This is a genomic window from Gracilimonas halophila (genome assembly GCF_042684365.1).
GTDB classification, from domain to species: Bacteria; Bacteroidota; Rhodothermia; order Balneolales; family Balneolaceae; genus Gracilimonas; species Gracilimonas halophila.
This window is the reverse complement of sequence record NZ_JBHULI010000024.1, coordinates 697,256-716,168: the sequence shown is the minus strand read 5'-3', so window position 1 is coordinate 716,168 and position 18,913 is coordinate 697,256. Positions and strand designations below refer to the sequence as shown.

Sequence of the window (18,913 nt, the reverse complement as noted above, 5' to 3'; positions counted from 1 at the left end):
AGTTATAAGTTGATCCCGGGATTCGCATGATACTTGCCGTTGAAACTGCTACCAATATTTGTTCTATAGCCTTCCAAAATGCAAAAGGGGAGGTATTCGAAAAGCGAACCGAACGAAAAGGGTCCCATTCCGAATTGCTCTTTCTTTTTATCCGGGAATTAATGAACGAACATGGGTTTCAACTTAAAAATCTGGATGCTATTCTGGTAAGCTCAGGTCCCGGTTCTTATACAGGACTCCGAATTGCGGCAAGTGCCGTAAAGGGAATGTTTTTTGGCTTGGATGTAAAAATATACGCAGGCAATACACTCGCGGGCTTTGCATTTGCTGCTGAGGAAGGAACGGTGCACGCTGTGATCAACGCCAGAAGAAAACACTTGTATCATCAAAAGTTTAAAAAAGGAGATCAACTAGAAGTACTGACAATATCCAGGATCCGGGAACTCGATGAAATAAACAAATCGATCAAACCTGGTGATCAGATCATTGGTACCGGAGTAGACAGATTGGATGCCGAAAAATTAGAGGAACTTACCATCCTTGAAGAATCCAAAATATCAGCCAGACAGCTGATCCAGCTTTTCAATAGTTCGTCAAATGAAGATCATTTCAAAGAAACAACAGCAGAAGAACTTGAATCCGATTATTTGACAAGCAGTCAGATTAACAATTCGAACATGTAGTATTCATCCGTCTTTTTATTTTATATCGAAAGATATCCCCATCAGAAACCGGCGGCCCTGAATAGGTCCAAAAACATAATCTGTTGCAAATTCGTCACTGAAAGGATCTTGAGGAGCTACTAAAGGGTTTTTCTGGGTGTAATCAAAAAGGTTCATTCCTGCCATAAAAAACTGTACACCGTTTTTAAAACTCTTAGTGAGCTTAAGATTTTGTTCTGTAAACGTATTGGAAAGATCACTTCTGTCCGGGTATTCCGGGAGTTTCATTTTGCCGTTGATCCTTCCGGTATAATCCATGGTCAGTCCAATATCAGAGATACTGTATGTTAGATTGAAAACAGCTGTAAAGTTTGGAGAGAAAAGCAGGTCTTTTTTTGTGCCGTTTTCAAAGCGATACACATCTTGAACTGTAAAGCCTACCATATAGGTAAGTGGTATTACAAAATTATGGGCAAGATTTACAGACACGCCCCGTGATACTGAATGCCCACTCAGGTTGGAGTATATAATTTGATTAGGAGTGTCATAGTTCGGGATGATTTGGTTTGAAAACCTTGTATAGAAAACATCTACATCTGTATTTATAATGGAATATTCTCCAACGTCAATGATCCGGTTTAAATTAAATGCCAAATTAATTGACCGTTCAGGATCAAGTGATTCTTCGATGACAACCCTGCGTGATCCTGTTAAAGCTTCATGTTCTTCAGTGAATAAATTCACGATCCTGAAACCGGTTCCCGCATTCAGCCGCACAGTGGTATGGCTGTCAGGGGATATCTTCAAATTCAGACGGGGCGAATAGATGAGCTTATGATCATTGTGATGATCTACTCTGATACCCGATAACGTTCGTATCCAGGGAGAGAATGTTTTATCATATTGAAGAAAGACTCCCGGAACAAATCGGCGATCTTCTGAGCCTCCCGGTAATTCTTGCTGATTGAAAGTTTGATCAAGTATATCGTATTGAAATGAAAAGCCGGCCAGGACATCACTATTTCCAGACACTGGCTTATCCCAGATGAGGTTTGCAAAGGCGGTCTGTTGGCTGGCTACATAATGATAATCTCCATAGTAGCTGTCCTGGTCGTGGTAGGCAAAGGAGGCATTTACGCTTAATTTTTCACTTTCAAATGGGAGATCATGTGTGCCAAAAACCTCCAGACGATCGGTAATAACAGATTCTCCGTATACCTGACCACTTCCGCGAAGCTGTTGTGAATATTCTTTTACTCCACCCAATCGGTCTTCATGGTAAAATTTCACTGCGAGAGATGTTTTCTCAAAAGTGCCCCGATCCCATCTCCATTTATTATAAAAAGTGAATCGACTATCCTGGGTTAAGTCAGAAAATCCATCCTTATTCTCATCAATAAAAGCATTTGAGTTATAAAAGCTGCTACTGAATAATGTTTCTGCATTGTCAATTTTCGGGCTGTAAGAGAGATTTATATTATGCTCAGAATGAGTGTTTGTACTTATCTGAGTTGAAAACAACGGTGCTGTTTTGGGATTCTTTGTAATAATATTGACCACTCCACCCATAGCCTGACTCCCATATAATGTTGAGTTCGGCCCTTTGATGATTTCCAGACTCTCAATAATGTTCGGATTAATGCCATTCAGTCCATATACCGATGCCAGTGCTCCCATCACAGGCATACCATCGATCAAAACGGAAGTGTAGGGGCCTTCCATCCCGTTAATTCTGATATTACTGGTTCCACATACCGCACAATCAACTTGCTTGTATAATCCATTGATGTATTTAATAGCATCCATGAGGTTATCTGAGCCCGATTTTTTCAAGGCCTCATTAGAGATCCAACTCACTTTGACTGGAGATTCTTTGATGGAGGTTTCTTTCAATGTTCCGGTTACTACTACCTGATCTAGCTCTGTCACTGAGATCCTTAGGTCAAATTCTAAGTAGGTTTCTTTGCCCTGTTCAACGGATATATTCTTTTTGTGCGGCTTGAAACCTACTGCACTTACAGAAAGCACATACTCTCCCGGGGGAATATCTAACAAGGAGAACTCTCCTTCACTGTTGGTAAATGTACCCTTATTTAATGATTGAATACCGACTGTAGCAGAGGGGACCGGTTTATCACCGGATATAACTTTACCGTTAATGTTTCCGGTATTCTGAGCACTCAATTGCATAGGAATATGAAATAATAAGAGAAACAAGACCGCAAATTTCATGTAATAATCCATAATAATAGCTTTTCTTAATTCATATTTAATATAAAGCTAATATAAAAGTTAGCCAAGACTAAATATAGAAATTGTTAAAAACTCTCGTTCATGAAATAATAATCTACAGTTGAAGAGCTGGGCTTGAAATTCAAAGCAAAAACAGATTCAGAATTAAGCATCAGAATCTTTATTTTAGAGTCTTGAAAAAATCACAAATAGCAGCATATGTCCTGGTTTAAAAGAAAAGACGAAAATATTCAGACCAACACCCGTAAAGAAATGCCGGAAGGGGTTTGGGTCAAAGTTCCTACTACCGGTGAAACCATCCATAAGCGCGAACTGGAGGATAATCTTTGGGTTGACCCACTAAGCGGGTATCACTTTAGGATTGGAAGTGAAAAGTATTTCGAGCTCATATTTGATAACGGAAAATTCAAAGAGCTGGGGCAGGAAATAAAGCCTACTGATCCACTAGAGTTTGAAGACCGCAAGAAATACAAAGATCGACTGGAAGAATATCAGGATAAAACAGGTCTTTCTGATGCAGCCCGGGTTGGAGTTGGAAAAATGAACAAACTCGATCTGGTGGTGGCATGCATGGATTTTTCTTTTATAGGAGGGAGTATGGGATCTGTTGTGGGAGAGCGTCTTGGAATTGCCATTGATCACGCTCGTGAGAATAAGATCCCTCTTATTATTATTTCACAAACAGGCGGTGCCCGCATGATGGAAAGTGTCCTCAGTTTAATGCAGATGGCGAAAACATCAGCAAAACTGGCCCAGCTCGAGGAAGCAAAGGTTCCGTACATTTCTTATATGACGGACCCTACCACCGGTGGGGTAACAGCAAGTTATGCCATGCTTGGTGACTTTAACATCGCCGAACCGGGTGCCCTGATCGGATTTGCAGGTCCTCGTGTGATCAGACAAACTATCGGAAGAGATCTTCCGGAAGGGTTTCAGACGTCTGAATATTTACTAGAACATGGCTTTCTTGATTTTATAGTACCGAGGACCAAGATGAAAACCAAGCTAACCAAACTACTCAAATTGGTTCTTCACAAAAACTAATTTCCTTCCAAATACTTAATACCGAAAAGAATGCAAATAGCGTTCTTTTCTTTTTTTAAATACAAAAATACATATGAAAATACTGAAACTGTCGATTCTATTGTTGGCAATATGCTCTGTAACGGCTATAGCACAGGATAAAAAGCCTATCGAATTTGAGCATGTTTTTGATGGTACCTTCTCTTCAAATAACGTGCAAAATGTACGATGGATGAATGACGGTGAGTTTTATTCAGCCACCAATGATAATAAGATCATCAGGTTCAATATTGTTGAGGGAACCGAGCAGGTTCTTTTTGATGGGGATGAATATGAAGGAAGCAATGGAGAAAAACCCTTCAATATCCAGGGATATCAATTCTCAGCGGATGAATCAAAATTGTTAATACGTACAGATGTTGAGCAAATTTGGAGGCGCAGTACCCGTGAGAATTATTATGTATTTGATATAGCCTCAGAAAATCTTTCAAAACTGACCGGATCAGATGAAAAACAGCAATATGCCGAACTTTCTCCACAGGGTGATCGGGCTGCTTTTGTACGCGATAATGATCTGTTTTGGGTTGATCTCGAGACCGGTACCGAAACACAGATCACTTATGATGGCGAGTTCAATAAGGTCATAAACGGCGCGGCAGATTGGGTATATGAGGAAGAATTTGGCTTTGCAAAAGCATGGTTCTGGTCACCGGACGGTGATCGCATTGCTTTCTACAGGTTTGATGAAGAGCGGGTAAATGAATTTTTTATGACTGAATGGGGTGGTTTGTACCCTGAAGCAGTGAAGTTTAAGTATCCTAAGGCAGGGGAAGAGAATTCTATTGTTTCCATTCATGTGTACGATATTGATTCCGGTGAAACGATAGGTGTGGATGTTGGAGAAGAAACGGACCAATATATTCCGAGAATAAACTGGACAAAAGAAAATGACCTTTTGGCGATCAGAAGAATGAACCGGCTTCAGAATAAGCAGGATCTGCTTTTTGCAAATGCAGAAACCGGGAGTTCAAATGTCATTCTATCCGAAGAAAGTGAAACCTGGATCGATGTGCATGATGATCTTTATTTCCTTGAAAATGGGGAACAGTTTATTACTACCAGCGATAAGGATGGCTATAACCACATTTACCTTTATGATATGCAGGGGCAGCAGCTTCAGCAGGTTACCGAAGGAGACTGGGATGTCACTAATTTCATTGGTCATAATGAGCGAAATTATCGTCTCTTTTACATGAGTGCGGAAGAGTCACCACTTGAAAGACATCTATACAGTGTTCGTGTGGATGGCAAGAGGAAACAAAAGCTTACGGAAGGCGAAGGATGGCATAGCATCAATATGAGCCGTGATTTTAAATATTACATTGACAGCTGGTCAGATTATAACAAACCGACTGAAGTATCTCTTCATCGCCAAAATGGAAATGAAGTAAGAATGCTGGAGTCCAATGCAGAACTAGCTGAAAAGTTGAATGAATATGAATTTGTTCAAAAAGAGTTCATGACCTTGGATGTGAATGATGCAGAGTTGAATGCTTATATGATGAAACCTGTAGATTTCGATTCAACAAAAAAATACCCGGTGCTGATGTATGTGTATGGAGGACCGGGAAGCCAAACGGTAACCCGAAATTTTGAAAGTGCCCAACGCCCCATGTGGCATCAATATCTTGTTAGTGAGGGATATATTGTTGTTTCTGTAGATAATCGGGGAACAGGTGCCCGCGGAAGGGATTTCAAAAAACAGACCTATAAAAAATTGGGCCAGCTTGAGACTGCTGATCAGGTTGAGGCAGCCAGAATACTATCTCAACTGCCATATATAGATGAAACCCGAATCGGAATTTGGGGATGGAGTTATGGCGGATATATGTCTTCATTGGCTCTGGCAGAGGGTTCGGATATTTTCAGTACAGCTATTGCCGTAGCCCCGGTAACGGATTGGAGGTATTACGATACAATCTATACAGAACGTTTTATGCAAACTCCACAGCTTAATCCGGAGGGATATAATGAGGGTGCTCCCATCACCAAAGCAGGGCAGATAGAAGGCTCATATTTACTGATTCACGGCACTGGAGATGATAACGTACATTATCAGAATACCATTGAGATGATTGATGCTCTTATAGCTGCTGATGTGCAGTTTGAAACGATGCTCTATCCAAATAAAGCTCATAGTATTTATGGCGGAAATGCCAGAAGGCATCTTTACCGTTTAATGACAGAATTCATTTTAGAGAATCTTTAATTAAAGTTACTTACTGAAGTGAAATCACCTTCGGTATCAATCAACTAGAGAAATATCATGCGCTTTGCTGATTACGCCAAAATTTATGTTACAGCCGGACAAGGTGGGGATGGTTCTCGTCACTTTAGAAGAGAGAAGTATGTTCCTAAAGGAGGTCCGGATGGTGGAGACGGTGGAAACGGCGGAGATGTGATCCTGATCGGAAATGAACAGTTAAACACCATTCTTGATTTAAGGTATCGAAAATATATCAAGGCAAAGCCGGGCGAGCATGGATCCAAGCAACGGCGGACCGGAGCGGATGGGGAATCTCAGAAACTGGAAGTTCCATTGGGAACAGTAGTTTTTGATGCTGAAAGCAAAGAGCGATTAGGTGAGATCACCGATCATGAACAAGAGCTTGTGATAGCTAAAGGAGGTAAGGGCGGATTGGGTAATTGGCATTTCAAAAGTTCAACCAATCAAACTCCACAGCATGCACAGGAGGGAAAGCCCGGTGAAGAACGAGTTGTCGAATTAGAGCTTAAACTTATTGCAGATGTTGGTTTGGTAGGATTCCCAAATGCAGGAAAAAGTACCTTACTTTCAGCCTTGTCTCACGCAAAACCAAAAATTGCAGATTATCCGTTTACCACACTTGAACCTAATTTGGGAGTGGTTAAATTCGAGGATTACCGAAGTTTTGTGATGGCTGATATTCCCGGAATCATTGAGGAAGCTCATGAAGGAAAAGGCCTGGGGATACAGTTTTTAAGGCATATTGAGCGAAATAATGTACTTCTGTTCATGGTAAGTGCCATGACAGACATTGAGTATGAATATAACGCTTTGCTCAACGAGCTCAGATCCTACCGAAAAGACTTATTAGATAAACCCCGTGTGCTTGCCATAACAAAGATGGATTTAAAACAAGGGTTTGAGCTTGAAGAAGAACTTCACTTTGATGATGAAATTCCCGTTATTACTATTTCTTCGGCAACCGGTCACGGTGTCGATGAACTGAGAGAGAAACTTTGGGAATTGATTCAACATGCAAAAGAGGAACAAGAAACTTAGGGTACTTACTGCACTTAGTATAATTCCGGGCTTCGGTTGCCGACGGGTATTTAATCTGCTTAAACATATTGAAGACCCGGAAGAGATCTTTAGTCTAAGCAAACGGAAACTTCGAACTGTTGAGGGAATAGGTGAAGCCTCAGCTTTATCCTTGCTTGCTTTTGATGATTGGGATAAAGTAGATCAGATACTTGATAATACAGAGAAAAGCGGTTCTAAGATCATTACCATGGCAGATTCTGATTACCCGCCTTTACTGAAGCAAATTTATGATCCCCCCGTACTATTTTGGCTCAAGGGAAATCCTGAAGCACTTTCAAAACCCGGAATCGCTGTGGTTGGAACGAGGAATACATCTGCTTACGGTAGGAATATGGCTAAAAAGTTAACCGGTGAACTGGCTGATAAGGGCATGTGCATCTTTAGCGGGTTGGCCTATGGCATCGACTCCATTGCTCATAAAACCGCTCTGGAGCATAAAGCTTCTACTGTAGCCGTATTGGGATCAGGTATCGATAATTTGTATCCGAAGAAAAATACAGCCCTCGCTAATGAAATTGTAAAAAGTGGAGGGGCAGTGATCACAGAATATCCATTAGGCACTAATCCTGATGCAGTGAATTTCCCGGTCAGAAATAGGATCGTAAGTGGTATGAGTCTGGGAGTATTGGTAGTGGAATCCGGTATAAAAGGTGGAAGTATGATCACAGCAGATCTCGGGCTTGATCAAAACAGGGAGGTATTTGCCGTTCCCCATCCTTTGGGAAATCCCTCAGGAACAGGTTGTAATTATTTGATCAAAAGAGGAGCCGCGAAGCTCGTACAAACAATAGATGATGTTTTAGAAGAGTTACCCGTAGAATATTCCGGGGAAGAACAGTCCGAAATTGAAAATGAACCTTCAAAACCGAACTGGAGAGATCAGGATCTGGATAAAGATTCAGAAAAGATCTGTGAATTATTGGAAAAGCAGGCCTTTCAGATCGATGAACTCAGTGAAGAATTGGGTATAAATACGAGCCAACTTTTGGTTACTTTATTGCAGCTTGAAATGGAGGGCCTGGTTCAACAAAGGGCCGGCAAGATCTTTGAATTAAAATAGATCCGGCTGAACGTTACGTTCGTATAGATTATCATAACAGTAAAAATATAGTATTCATCATGAGAAACAGATTTTCGTTTACAGTACTTTTTATATTTTCGATTTTCGGAAATGACCTGCTCGCTCAGGAAACCACCCCGGTTGTCTCCGGAAAAAATGTAACGGATGGCATTCAGATCTATGAATAGTAAGAGAAATGGATGGGAATGAATCTGTGGCAGGTACGATCACTGAAAAAGTAGAAAGGCGTGAAAACAGATTATTGATCACTTATACACAGGATCTTCCCCAATTTAGGATGAGTGACAGCCTGCTTTTGGATTACGAAAGCTATACACCCATTGCTTACCGCTCTATAATTCAGGATCGCCAGAATATTGCTGTTAATTATACTGGAAGCGAAAAAGTTGATGTCTGGGTACGCAGAAAAGGTTTTGGCATGAATCAGGATACCAGCTATTCTGTGCCCTTCACAGAGTTGAGATACGATTCTCATTGGCTTCCAACTTTGGTATATGGTATTGATAAAGAAGAGGGAAGCAAGTGGAGTATCCCGGTTTATTCTTCAAATAATAAAAAGGATATAGTTACCATCGAGGAGCGTGGTGAAGAACAAATAACACTTCATGGCAATGTGTATGAAGCCTTAAGGTATGTGATATCAAGAGAGAACTCAGAGAGTAAATATTACTATTGGATCGATAAAAATTCCGGACGCATGCTACAAACCAGAGGGGATGAATCGGAAGATATGATCATCTGGTTAAGAATAAAGCCTGAAGTATAAAAACAATAAATATGGCTTCGGACAGTATTATCCGAAGCCGAATATGGTTCAAGATCAGGATTTATATCGATAGATAGCAGCCAATCCTGAATTGTTGGGCACATCAGATTGCTGAAGTCCATACAATGTACTTCCATTGCGGATCGCTGATATGGCTGCATAGTTGATCAGATCCACGGTCTCACCATTTAATTTGTCTGATATTTGAACCTGATTTTTTTCAGTATCAAAAATACCATATTGATGAAATCCCATAGGAACAAATAGCGTGTCAACTTTACCGAAGTAAGCTCCTTTCACAATATCGCTTACATCCGTGGAGATCAGCTCGCTTCCTCTCAAATTATTGAAGCGATCAATATCACTGTGTATTTCTTCTCTGAAATAGGATTCTACGATACTCCAGGATTCATCTTCAATTTCCTGAATGCTCTTTGAGTCACAGTTTCCTGAAATAGATTCATCAAGGACATTGAAGTATTTATTCGCCTTTTTGTAATAGGAAACCATTTTATCTGGACCGGCAAGTACCAATGGTCCATTCACTTTCTTCAGATATTTGGTGACCTTATTTTCAATATGCTTCAGAAACAGTTCAAGTTCTTTATTGTTCTCGTCCATTTCACCACCCTGACCATGGAATACGGCTCCACCACCGGTGGCGCCTGAATGATGCTGTACAGATCGCTCATGGACATGATATTTAAGGTGTTCTTCCATGCTTATTGGAACACTTTCAAAGGTAACCTGAGCAGTTTCATCCGGCGCTATTTTGAACATTTTCGTTTCATTCTGGCTCAGTAGCAACACGTGATAATCATTGTGATGATTCTGAAGCTCAAGCAACGGTGTGATCAAAAAGTTATTAGAGATGTAATAGTTCTCTTTAGGACTAACGGGGATCTTGAACACGTCGAAGTATTCTTCATTTACATAAATTGCCAACCCTTTTTCCTGATGAAGCCAAAATTGATTCTCTTCCGTTTTTGCGATGACAGGTTTAAATAATTCATCTACCCGGGCATCCTTCCATCCCTTTTCAACAAGATCATTTTTAGTTTTTTGAATAATATTCTTTAAACGGATCGCGTCTTGTTTTCCTTCTTCTCCTGTTTTATGGGTTGGGATAAATATGGTAACATTGGTGTCCTGAGTTTTGCCAATAAGCCTTTCAATAGTTTCTCTGTTTACGACACTCATGAATTCCTCCTGTTTAATAGATGTAACTGTTTCACTTATTAACAACATAATTAAATGCTCAGTGTTCCATCTGACTCTGTTAATTCTTTTCAATAATTAATGAGGTTTAGTTATTAAAGTAAAGTGAAATCCGGCAGCTTTACATATTTAGGAAAAGAGAATTTTCGTTTCCTTGGAGAACAAAATTGGATCAGTTTTGCAGTGCTTCAAAGATAACCTGAATCCTCTTATCAAGTGTAGAAATTGCCTGGCTGTAATCTTCAGGACTCATTAAGTTAGTGTTTACACTACAGTAAAACTTGATCTTGGGCTCCGTTCCGGAAGGGCGGACAGATATCATGGCTCCGTCTTCTGTAATAAATTGAAGCACGTTTGATTTGGGAAGCTCAATATCCGTGACTTTTCCGGTTGCTATATTTTTCTCTTTTGAGGTTTGATAATCTTTGATCGTTACAATCTGAGAGCCACCAAGTTTTTTGGGAGGATTCGAACGGAAATTCATCATCATTTTTTGAATTTCCTCAGCACCGGATTTTCCTTCCTTGTACACGGAAGTAAGATCTTCCCGGAACAAGCCATGCTCTACATACATATTAAGCATAGCTTCGTACATACTGGTTCCCTGATCTTTATAAAAAGCCGCCATTTCGGCAATGATGGCACATGAGATCACGGCATCTTTATCCCGGACATGTTCCCCGATCAGATATCCATAGCTTTCCTCTCCACCGGCAATAAACTGCTTTTTACCTTCCAGCCGGGTCATCAATTCCCCGATGTACTTAAATCCGGTAAGGGTATTATAACATTCTACTCCTTTTGATTCTGCAATACGATCAATGATATAGGAAGTAACCACCGTTTTTACGATGTATTCATTTCCGGTGATCTTTCCGGCCTGCTCCCATGCTGTCAGCATGTAATTGATCAGGAGTGACCCGGTTTGATTTCCGTTCAGTAGCACAAATTCATCATCAAGATTTTTGACAGCGATCCCCACACGGTCAGCATCCGGATCGGTAGCCATTACTAGATCGGCATCTACTTCTGTGGCTTTATTGAGAGCCATATCTAATGCTTCTTTTTCTTCCGGATTCGGATATACCACCGTTGGGAAATTTCCATCTGCTGACATTTGTTCCTCAACTGGGATCACATTGTCGAAGCCAAATCTTTTTAAAGCATCAGGTACTAATTTTCGAGAGGTTCCGTGGATAGGAGAGAATACGATCTTCATATCCTTTTGTCGTTCAATGGCATCTTTTGAAACGGATAACTTCACTAATTCATCCAGATATTTCTCATCCATTTCATCACCAATCACTTCAATGAGATCTTCGTTTCGTTCAAATTTGACCTCATCAACCGAAGCGATCTGTTGTACTTCTTCCATCACCATTTTATCGTGAGGAGCCACAAGTTGTCCGCCATCAGCACCATAGGCTTTGTAGCCATTGTATTCTTTGGGATTATGAGAAGCAGTCAACATTACACCACTTTTACAGCCAAGCTCCCGTATGGCAAAAGACAATTCAGGTGTAGGGCGGAGGGCATCAAAAAAGTATACTTTGATACCGTTTGCCGAAAATACATTTGCTACTACGTTGGCTAACTCCACTGAATTATTGCGGCAATCGTGAGCTATTACGACTTTTATATTCTCTTCTGGATATTGCTTTTTCAGGAAATTTGAAAGACCCTGAGTGGCCATTCCGAAGGTATATTTATTCACCTGGTTTGAACCGACCCCCATGATACCACGGAGTCCTCCAGTACCAAATTCCAGATCTTTGTAAAACGCATCTGTGAGTTCATCGAATCTTTCATCTTCAACTTTTTGTCGGATCTCAGCTTTGGTTTCTTCATCGTAACTACCGTTAAGCCATTGATCAATGCTGGATTTTATTGCCGGATCTAGTGCGTTCATTATCTGAAATACCTTTATTGATGAATTCTTTATTGAAGAGCAGGAATATAATTAATATAAAAAGGGGTTTCATGAAAAGATTGGGAAAGGGGGGGCTCGCCCAACCTGGGACCCATCCTTGTTCCTTCCCTAAGGTGCAAGCACGCCAGAGAAGGAAACACTTTGGTGTATTCGTAGGTTTATTCAGACTAAGTGCAAAAAAAACCATCCTTTCAAATCTGTTGTACCTTCCAGAATTCTTAAAAAGGCGCCCCTTTGCCCTGCGGCGAGCTAATGATATAAAAAATTTGATTCAAAGAGCCGTCGGGAAAGGGACAGGGTTAGGGCCTGTTGGGAGGGGCAGGGAGTTTTTTATGGAAAGCAGGTTCTATTTCTTTTCAGACTCAAGCTTCAGCCTATATTTCCTTATCCAATAGAAAATAAGAGGAGTACCGAAGATGGTAGGGGACAGCCAAGCGATAAGCGGTGTTGAGAAAAACTGATCATTTACAACCAGAAAAGCAGTGAAGGTACCAATGTATGCCCCAAGCATTCGGCCAATGTGTAAATACATCCAGATGAATTTGGAACCTGAACTTCTCCAATAGAATAATTTCAGATCTTCTCCCGCAAAAATTATTGTTCCCAATCCAAACACCAATAGCACGATGCTTAATGAAGAAATAGTTTCATTAACGTGAATGCCGGCCCAGCTGAGCAGAGCAAGCAAGACCATAATTATCCCGAACAGGACCATAAGGTGGGTTATGATGGCATCGAACCAATAAATAAAGGCAGGCAGTGTTTTATTTTTCCAGTGTATGTTCTTATAGCCGGTCCAGGTTAGATAGTAACTGAAAACAGCGATCAGAAATAGAAACGGAATGGTGTTTACTATTGAAAGGTATATTGCGGTTACAGCAACCAAGACCATAGACCAGAAATAAATGCGTCCGGTGGTTACATTAACTCCTTTTCCCTTTTTAGTAAAGATCGCAAAAGCACCACAAGCAAGTGCTAAAAAGCCTGAGATAACATGCAGGATCAACATGATCTGAGTCATGGCCTGTTAATTTTAAAGATTAAACATTGATGTGCACTAACGTGCATCAGCTATATAAAAAAATTACTTTTTACTCTTTACCGCTTCCAGATCTTTCAAAGAAAGTCCTTCCATTAAAGCCTCATAATTGGAAATATCTTTCGGAAGGATGACACTGTTTTCAGTTCGTCCCAATCCGGATAATACCTCAATATATTTCTCTGAGAGCTGCAGCTTCATCGCATCGGCTCCTTTAGGCTGAGAGAGGGCATCGGCCACTTCTTCAATGGATTTTGCCGTAGCTTCGGCAATGGATAGTATCTCCTGGGCATAACCCTCTGCTTCATTTATCCGGCGTTGCATTTCAGCTTCCGAGATATTTATGATCTCCGTTCTGACACCTTCCGCATCATTTATCTTAGAACCTTTCACACCCTCGGACTTGGCGATTATGGCACGACGATCCCGCTCGGCAGTCATTTGTCGTTCCATGGCTTTTTGTACAGTGCGGGGGGTCATGATATTCTTGATCTCATACCGGTGAACTTTGATTCCCCAGATCTGCTCAACTTCACTAAGCACTTTCACCACTTCACGACTCATAGATGCTCGTTCCTCAAACGTCTGATCCAGTTCCATGTTTCCGAGAACAGAACGGGTAGTAGTTTGCGCAAGCTGTACTGCGGCATATCTGTAGTTGGTGATACCATAGCTGGCATTGACCGGGTCTATCACACTCAGATATATCACGCCGTCAACCTCCACCTTTACGTTGTCTTTGGTGAAACATTCCTGTGGTTCCACCTCAATAGTTTCTTCACGCAGATCCTGCTTGTAAACTACTTTATCTATGAATGGGATAAGCGCGTGAAACCCGGGCCCAAGTGTTTTGTGATAATTACCGAGTCGCTCCACTATAAAAGCAAATTGATTTGGAACCAGGCGCAGTGAACGTACAAACTGGTACATCACATAGATTGAGAATAATCCTAATAATACCTTACTGATCGTTTCTAAAATTTCCATGATAATCCTTAATTAGTAACTTTGCTGGATGGGGTTGAACCTGAACCTTTGGTATGATCGCTTATGGTACTCACACCTTCAAAAAAGGTTTTGAGGTTGGCAGTTTCAGTTGGAAGCACAGATACATTGGATTTCTCAATGATATTTCCGAACTGCTTGATGTATTGCTCCACCAATTTAGTTTTAACGGCCAGTTCGCCACCGGGCCGTTCAATGGCTTCTGCTACTCTGCGAATTCCTTTAGCCGTTGCGGTTGCGACCAGCTCGATCTCTTTAGCTCGCCCTTTCGCTTCATTGATACGTTTCTGACGGTTAGCCTCGGAGATCAAAACCTGACTTTGCTGCTCACCTTCCGATTCAAAAATACGAGCCTGTCGGTGACCTTCGGAATTAGTGATCTCTGCACGTTTTTCCCGTTCGGCTTCCATCTGTCGCTCCATGGTATCAATGATCTCTCCGGAAGGACGTATATTCTTAAGCTCATACCGCATTACCTTGATCCCCCAGGGATCTGCAGCTTTGTCAATTTCGCGGACGATGTTCTCATTCATTTTCTCTCGCTCAGAAAAAGTATCATCCAATGTCATTTTACCAATTTCGCTACGCATGGTAGTTTGAGCAAGGTTAACTGCTGCTGCCTGATAATCAGAAATACCGTAACTGGCTTTGTGGGAGCTCATAACTTTCAGGTAGACAAGTCCATCCACCGCTACCTCAATGTTATCTTTGGTGATACAGGTTTGGCTTGGAACATCCAGTACTTGCTCCCGCATTTCCTGGCTGTAAGCCGGTCGATCTACAAAAGGGATCAAGAAATGAAAGCCGGGCTTGAGGGTCTTTTTGTATTTACCAAGACGCTCCTGAATAACTTCCTCCCGAAACTCCACGATCTGGAATAAACGTGTGAGCACGAAATACGATAAAACGATGACGACTAAAAATGTGGTCCACATATCAGTTTTTGTTTGATTCTTTAAGTTGATCTTTGGGTGAGTCAATGATATCAACCGGCTCTACGATCCAGGTTGTGTTATCACGGTACTTGATCCGCACTTGTACACCCTCAGGTATTTTACCTTCCATTGAACGGGCTTGCCATGAGATTCCCTGAAACCGAATGCGGCCTTCATTATCAAGGTCGTTGATAGGTTCGACCACTTCCGCGATCTGATCCATGGCTTCATAATCCTCATCGGCAAGCTTGTATGAGCTTTCACCTTTAAAATATTTATTGATAAAGGGGCGTATCGCTATGGTGAGGATAGTAGAGGTGAATAACCAGATGAAGGTTGCGGTCAGCGGATCTTCCAGAAAACCAAAATATCGCAAGACGCCAACGCCTATCCCGGTGAACCCCAAAAGGAAAGCGATGCCTCCCGGAAGTACCGCTTCAAGAAGCATCAGGAGGATACCCCCAATTAAAAATAACCAAGTTAAAATTTCCCCATCCATAAGCAGATAGCATTGTTTTTTGTTTGCATATAGATAATGAATTGACCGCAAAAAATCTGCTTCGTTTTATATTTATTTTGGTCGTTGTAGGAGTCATTTTTAAGTTTTGTAAAAGCTTGACGGCTTCTAGCTTACCTGGCCGATAGTTGAATTCGAGTAACAAAGATATAAGCCATCCATCAGACCGGTAATCGGTCAGATGGATATCGAGATAGTTTTAAGTAGATTCTCGATCTGACGGCTCTAAGTCCGTCTGATCGATCGAAAGATTCTGGTTCTTACGCTTTATGATTCCTCAGATAGATCTTTTGAAGCAGACTATATTTCAAACTCATATTAAATAATAATCAATCACTTTCAGCTGAACGCTTTTTAGGATTGAAGACTTATATTCCAACATGAGTAATAGCGAAAAAAAGGAAACCAAATCCATCAAATCTCTTTGGCTGACGCTAAAGGAGATCTTTGCCCTCAGTAAACCCTACCGCTTGCGGTTTTATACGGCAACGGTTGCTGCTATAATAGCATCAGCTGTCTGGCTAACAGTGCCACTTGGGCTGAGAGAATTATTGGATGCCGTGTTTGAATCCGGAAATAATGAGCTGTTGAATTGGCTTACGATCGGTTTGTTCGGACTGTTCGTTTTGCAAGCTGCTTTTTCCTTTTTTGGGAATTACCACCTTGAATGGGTGGGAGAGCGGGTGATCACGGATCTTCGAAAGAAAGTCTATGAGCATCTACACCGGCTTGGATTCAAATTTTTTGCGGAACGCAGATTGGGTGAGATCACATCCCGGCTCACCAACGATGTAGGCTCCATCCGAACGGCACTAACCGATTCCCTCCCTCAGTTACTCACGATTACATTTTCTTTAATCGGATCAGTATCACTCATGGTAGTATTAAACTGGCGATTAAGTATGGTGATCTTTGTGACGGTTCCATTTGTAACGCTGGCCACCCGTTATTTCGGTCAGAAGATCCGCCATCTTTCCAAAGATATTCAGGATGAATTAGCGGATTCCACAGCAGTTGCAGAAGATGCTTTGGGTGCCGTTCGTTTGGTAAAAGCTTTCGTGCGGGAAGATTATGAAGTAGGGCGCTATAAAGACGCTGTTGAAAAGCTTTTTACTACTGCAAGAAGGAAAGTTGTACTTACCCAACTATTTTGGGCAGGGGTGGGAATAATGTTTATGAGCACGCTTGTGATCATCTTCTGGTACGGCGGAAAAGAAGTGTTGGCCGATCGGCTTACAGCCGGTGATCTGGTCGCTTTTATTATTTATGCATTGAATATTTCACGTTCTATTAGCCAGACTTCCAGATTATATACCGCAGTGAATACAGCTGCGGGTGCTTCAGAGAGAATTTTCGAGCTGCTGGAAGAAACACCTGAGATCGAAAATAACCCAAATGCACAGGTTTTAAAGAGTGTCGACGGAAAAGTGGTTGTTGAGGACCTTTGGTTCAGTTATGAAGGAGAAAAAGATGTTTTAAAAGGAATTTCATTCAAAGCTGAAGCCGGGAAAACAGTGGCTCTTGTAGGTCCAAGTGGTGCGGGAAAGACCACTCTTCTTAATCTGATCCCGAGATTTTATGACCCCCAAAAGGGAGCTATTTATGTGGATGGGATAAACATTCAAGATGTGAAGTTTAAATCATTGAGGGAACAAATTTCTATCGTACCGCAGGAGGTGCATTTATTTGGGACTACTATTCGGGAGAACATCATTTATGGAAAACTGGATGCCTCAGAGGAAGAGATCATTCAGGCGGCTAAAGATGCAAATGCCCATAAATTTATATTACAAACAGATAAGGGATATGACTCGCTTATCGGGGAGAAAGGGGTAAAACTGAGCGGCGGTCAGCGACAGCGACTAGCCATTGCCCGGGCCATTCTTAAAAACCCGGCAATTCTGTTATTGGATGAGGCCACTTCTTCATTAGATTCCGAATCCGAAGCTCAGGTTCAGGAAGCTTTAACCAGACTGATGCAAAACCGAACCACTTTTGTGATCGCTCACCGACTTTCAACCGTACAACACGCCGATCATATATTGGTTTTGGATGAAGGAAAGATCGTAGAAGAGGGAACCCATCTGGAACTCATAGAGCAGAAGGGGTTATACAGTCATCTTTATGAACTACAGTTTCGTGACCTGGATGAACCAAAGTCTATTGTTTAATTATCCGTATTAAAAGCTGAAACCACTTCCGGATAACTCATATTCTCCAAGAGATTGTTGTCTCTTAATTGGTTGAGGAACTCTATTGTTATGTTATTATTGGAAAAGGCAATAACAGCAGGGTATGAAAGGTCTGCCAAATATCCAGCTTCATCTAAAGTTCTCAGATATTCTATAGTAACATTGTTGTAATAAGCTATGACTTCAGGATAAGAGAATTCAGGTAAAAATCCACTCTCGGAAAGTGTAGTGAGGTATTCTATAGAAACATCAGCATTGTAATAAGCAATCACCTCCGGGTAAGAAAACTCTGATAAGAATCCATATTCATTTAATGTATTCAGGTATTCCAAAGGGATTTCCGCATTGTAGAAAGCGATAATTTCCGGATAGGAAAATTCCTGATAACCCGCCTCCACCAACTCTGATAAATATGAGATCGGAACATCGGATTGATAAAAAGCTTGCAGGGCGGGGCTTGAGTAAACGTCACTAAGTCCGGCTTCATTGATCTCGATCAGGAAGTTAACGTAACCTGATTCGTTACCTATTCGAGGAAGTGCAGGTACTTCAGGTATATCGGGAATAGCCGGTATAGTGAAAGAAGGAGCTGTACTTGTTACTTCTGTGGCCGATTCTTCACTCCCAAAAATACTACCCCAGGCCTGGGTTGGGCTCCAGTCATTGGCCCACAGGAAAGCGGCTGCAAAAACCAAAAACATAAGTATTGCATTCTTGAACTGGGAAGTTTCCTCATCAACAGGAGCTTGCATTCCGGTGGACGTAGGATTGTCTATGCTTTGTTGATGGATGTACTCATCGAGATCAAAATCGGGATCATGATCATTGCCACGGTCAAGATCGTTCTCAAATTTGTATTGTTTGTACTTACCCTTGTTGCTCATAGTGAAAAGTGTTTTCTAAATAGACGAATAATGTCAGGGAA

16 protein-coding genes are annotated in these 18,913 nt (G+C 41.3%); 8 read left to right on the top strand and 8 right to left on the bottom strand.

The window, feature by feature from the left end; translation table 11 throughout:
• Positions 1 to 26: 26 nt before the first annotated feature.
• Positions 27 to 683 carry a tRNA (adenosine(37)-N6)-threonylcarbamoyltransferase complex dimerization subunit type 1 TsaB gene (gene tsaB, locus ACFSVN_RS09565; protein ID WP_390301600.1) on the top strand — a complete coding sequence of 219 codons (657 nt, stop codon included), beginning with the start codon at positions 27 to 29 and terminating at the stop codon, positions 681 to 683.
• A gap of 15 nt (positions 684 to 698) precedes the next feature.
• Here tsaB and ACFSVN_RS09560 read toward each other — a convergent pair whose 3' ends face one another.
• Entirely contained in the window at positions 699 to 2,906 is a 2,208-nt protein-coding gene (locus ACFSVN_RS09560; RefSeq protein WP_390301597.1) for a TonB-dependent receptor, read from the bottom strand.
• A 207-nt stretch (positions 2,907 to 3,113) separates the two neighbouring features.
• Between ACFSVN_RS09560 and accD the strand changes: the two genes are divergently transcribed.
• From accD to ACFSVN_RS09530, 6 genes are all read left to right on the top strand, one after another.
• Positions 3,114 to 3,959: an acetyl-CoA carboxylase, carboxyltransferase subunit beta gene (gene accD, locus ACFSVN_RS09555; RefSeq protein ID WP_390301594.1), complete on the top strand. Its 846-nt coding sequence runs from the start codon at positions 3,114 to 3,116 to the stop codon at positions 3,957 to 3,959.
• A 73-nt stretch (positions 3,960 to 4,032) separates the two neighbouring features.
• Positions 4,033 to 6,207, top strand: coding sequence for a S9 family peptidase (locus tag ACFSVN_RS09550; protein ID WP_390301590.1), 2,175 nt, complete (start codon positions 4,033 to 4,035; stop codon positions 6,205 to 6,207).
• Between the two features lie 57 nt (positions 6,208 to 6,264).
• Complete coding sequence (gene obgE, locus ACFSVN_RS09545) at positions 6,265 to 7,263, top strand: GTPase ObgE (protein ID WP_390301587.1); 999 nt, start codon at positions 6,265 to 6,267, stop codon at positions 7,261 to 7,263.
• Positions 7,238 to 8,365, top strand: a complete 1,128-nt coding sequence (dprA, locus tag ACFSVN_RS09540; RefSeq protein ID WP_390301584.1) for a DNA-processing protein DprA — start codon at positions 7,238 to 7,240, stop codon at positions 8,363 to 8,365. The genes obgE and dprA overlap by 26 nt, the downstream gene beginning before the upstream one ends.
• Before the next feature lie 59 nt (positions 8,366 to 8,424).
• A complete protein-coding gene (locus ACFSVN_RS09535; RefSeq protein WP_390301581.1) occupies positions 8,425 to 8,553 on the top strand; it encodes a hypothetical protein in 129 nt (42 codons plus the stop codon).
• 8 nt (positions 8,554 to 8,561) lie between these two features.
• Positions 8,562 to 9,152, top strand: coding sequence for a hypothetical protein (locus tag ACFSVN_RS09530; protein WP_390301578.1), 591 nt, complete (start codon positions 8,562 to 8,564; stop codon positions 9,150 to 9,152).
• Between the two features lie 54 nt (positions 9,153 to 9,206).
• On the opposite strand, the gene ACFSVN_RS09525 is transcribed toward ACFSVN_RS09530, so the two are convergent.
• The 6 genes from ACFSVN_RS09525 to ACFSVN_RS09500 form a co-directional block, all read right to left on the bottom strand.
• Positions 9,207 to 10,352, bottom strand: coding sequence for a baeRF7 domain-containing protein (locus tag ACFSVN_RS09525; protein WP_390301575.1), 1,146 nt, complete (start codon positions 10,350 to 10,352; stop codon positions 9,207 to 9,209).
• 190 nt (positions 10,353 to 10,542) lie between these two features.
• On the bottom strand, positions 10,543 to 12,279 hold the full coding sequence (locus ACFSVN_RS09520) for a phospho-sugar mutase (RefSeq protein ID WP_390301572.1): 1,737 nt from the start codon (positions 12,277 to 12,279) through the stop codon (positions 10,543 to 10,545).
• A gap of 367 nt (positions 12,280 to 12,646) precedes the next feature.
• A complete protein-coding gene (locus ACFSVN_RS09515; protein ID WP_390301569.1) occupies positions 12,647 to 13,321 on the bottom strand; it encodes a hypothetical protein in 675 nt (224 codons plus the stop codon).
• 63 nt (positions 13,322 to 13,384) lie between these two features.
• Positions 13,385 to 14,326: an SPFH domain-containing protein gene (locus ACFSVN_RS09510; RefSeq protein ID WP_390301566.1), complete on the bottom strand. Its 942-nt coding sequence runs from the start codon at positions 14,324 to 14,326 to the stop codon at positions 13,385 to 13,387.
• An 8-nt stretch (positions 14,327 to 14,334) separates the two neighbouring features.
• The gene (locus ACFSVN_RS09505) at positions 14,335 to 15,279 is read right to left on the bottom strand and encodes an SPFH domain-containing protein (RefSeq protein ID WP_390301563.1); all 945 of its coding nucleotides are present in this window, start codon (positions 15,277 to 15,279) and stop codon (positions 14,335 to 14,337) included.
• Between the two features lies 1 nt (position 15,280).
• Positions 15,281 to 15,778: an NfeD family protein gene (locus ACFSVN_RS09500; RefSeq protein WP_390301560.1), complete on the bottom strand. Its 498-nt coding sequence runs from the start codon at positions 15,776 to 15,778 to the stop codon at positions 15,281 to 15,283.
• Positions 15,779 to 16,176: 398 nt separating this feature from the next.
• Here ACFSVN_RS09500 and ACFSVN_RS09495 point away from each other — a divergent pair, with 398 nt between their 5' ends.
• On the top strand, positions 16,177 to 17,967 hold the full coding sequence (locus tag ACFSVN_RS09495) for an ABC transporter ATP-binding protein (RefSeq protein ID WP_390301556.1): 1,791 nt from the start codon (positions 16,177 to 16,179) through the stop codon (positions 17,965 to 17,967).
• On the opposite strand, the gene ACFSVN_RS09490 is transcribed toward ACFSVN_RS09495, so the two are convergent.
• Entirely contained in the window at positions 17,964 to 18,872 is a 909-nt protein-coding gene (locus ACFSVN_RS09490; RefSeq protein WP_390301554.1) for a hypothetical protein, read from the bottom strand. The genes ACFSVN_RS09495 and ACFSVN_RS09490 overlap by 4 nt on opposite strands.
• Positions 18,873 to 18,913 lie beyond the last annotated feature (41 nt).

Coding starts and splice junctions, on each gene's coding strand:
- ACFSVN_RS09520 (WP_390301572.1), bottom strand. CDS start 12,279: ATGAACGCACTAGATCCGGCAATAAAATCCAGCATTGATCAATGGCTT.
- ACFSVN_RS09510 (WP_390301566.1), bottom strand. CDS start 14,326: ATGGAAATTTTAGAAACGATCAGTAAGGTATTATTAGGATTATTCTCA.
- ACFSVN_RS09535 (WP_390301581.1), top strand. CDS start 8,425: ATGAGAAACAGATTTTCGTTTACAGTACTTTTTATATTTTCGATTTTC.
- ACFSVN_RS09495 (WP_390301556.1), top strand. CDS start 16,177: ATGAGTAATAGCGAAAAAAAGGAAACCAAATCCATCAAATCTCTTTGG.
- tsaB (WP_390301600.1), top strand. CDS start 27: ATGATACTTGCCGTTGAAACTGCTACCAATATTTGTTCTATAGCCTTC.
- ACFSVN_RS09500 (WP_390301560.1), bottom strand. CDS start 15,778: ATGGATGGGGAAATTTTAACTTGGTTATTTTTAATTGGGGGTATCCTC.
- ACFSVN_RS09525 (WP_390301575.1), bottom strand. CDS start 10,352: ATGAGTGTCGTAAACAGAGAAACTATTGAAAGGCTTATTGGCAAAACT.
- ACFSVN_RS09550 (WP_390301590.1), top strand. CDS start 4,033: ATGAAAATACTGAAACTGTCGATTCTATTGTTGGCAATATGCTCTGTA.
- ACFSVN_RS09505 (WP_390301563.1), bottom strand. CDS start 15,279: ATGTGGACCACATTTTTAGTCGTCATCGTTTTATCGTATTTCGTGCTC.
- ACFSVN_RS09530 (WP_390301578.1), top strand. CDS start 8,562: ATGGATGGGAATGAATCTGTGGCAGGTACGATCACTGAAAAAGTAGAA.
- ACFSVN_RS09560 (WP_390301597.1), bottom strand. CDS start 2,906: ATGGATTATTACATGAAATTTGCGGTCTTGTTTCTCTTATTATTTCAT.
- ACFSVN_RS09515 (WP_390301569.1), bottom strand. CDS start 13,321: ATGACTCAGATCATGTTGATCCTGCATGTTATCTCAGGCTTTTTAGCA.
- accD (WP_390301594.1), top strand. CDS start 3,114: ATGTCCTGGTTTAAAAGAAAAGACGAAAATATTCAGACCAACACCCGT.
- dprA (WP_390301584.1), top strand. CDS start 7,238: ATGCAAAAGAGGAACAAGAAACTTAGGGTACTTACTGCACTTAGTATA.
- obgE (WP_390301587.1), top strand. CDS start 6,265: ATGCGCTTTGCTGATTACGCCAAAATTTATGTTACAGCCGGACAAGGT.
- ACFSVN_RS09490 (WP_390301554.1), bottom strand. CDS start 18,872: ATGAGCAACAAGGGTAAGTACAAACAATACAAATTTGAGAACGATCTT.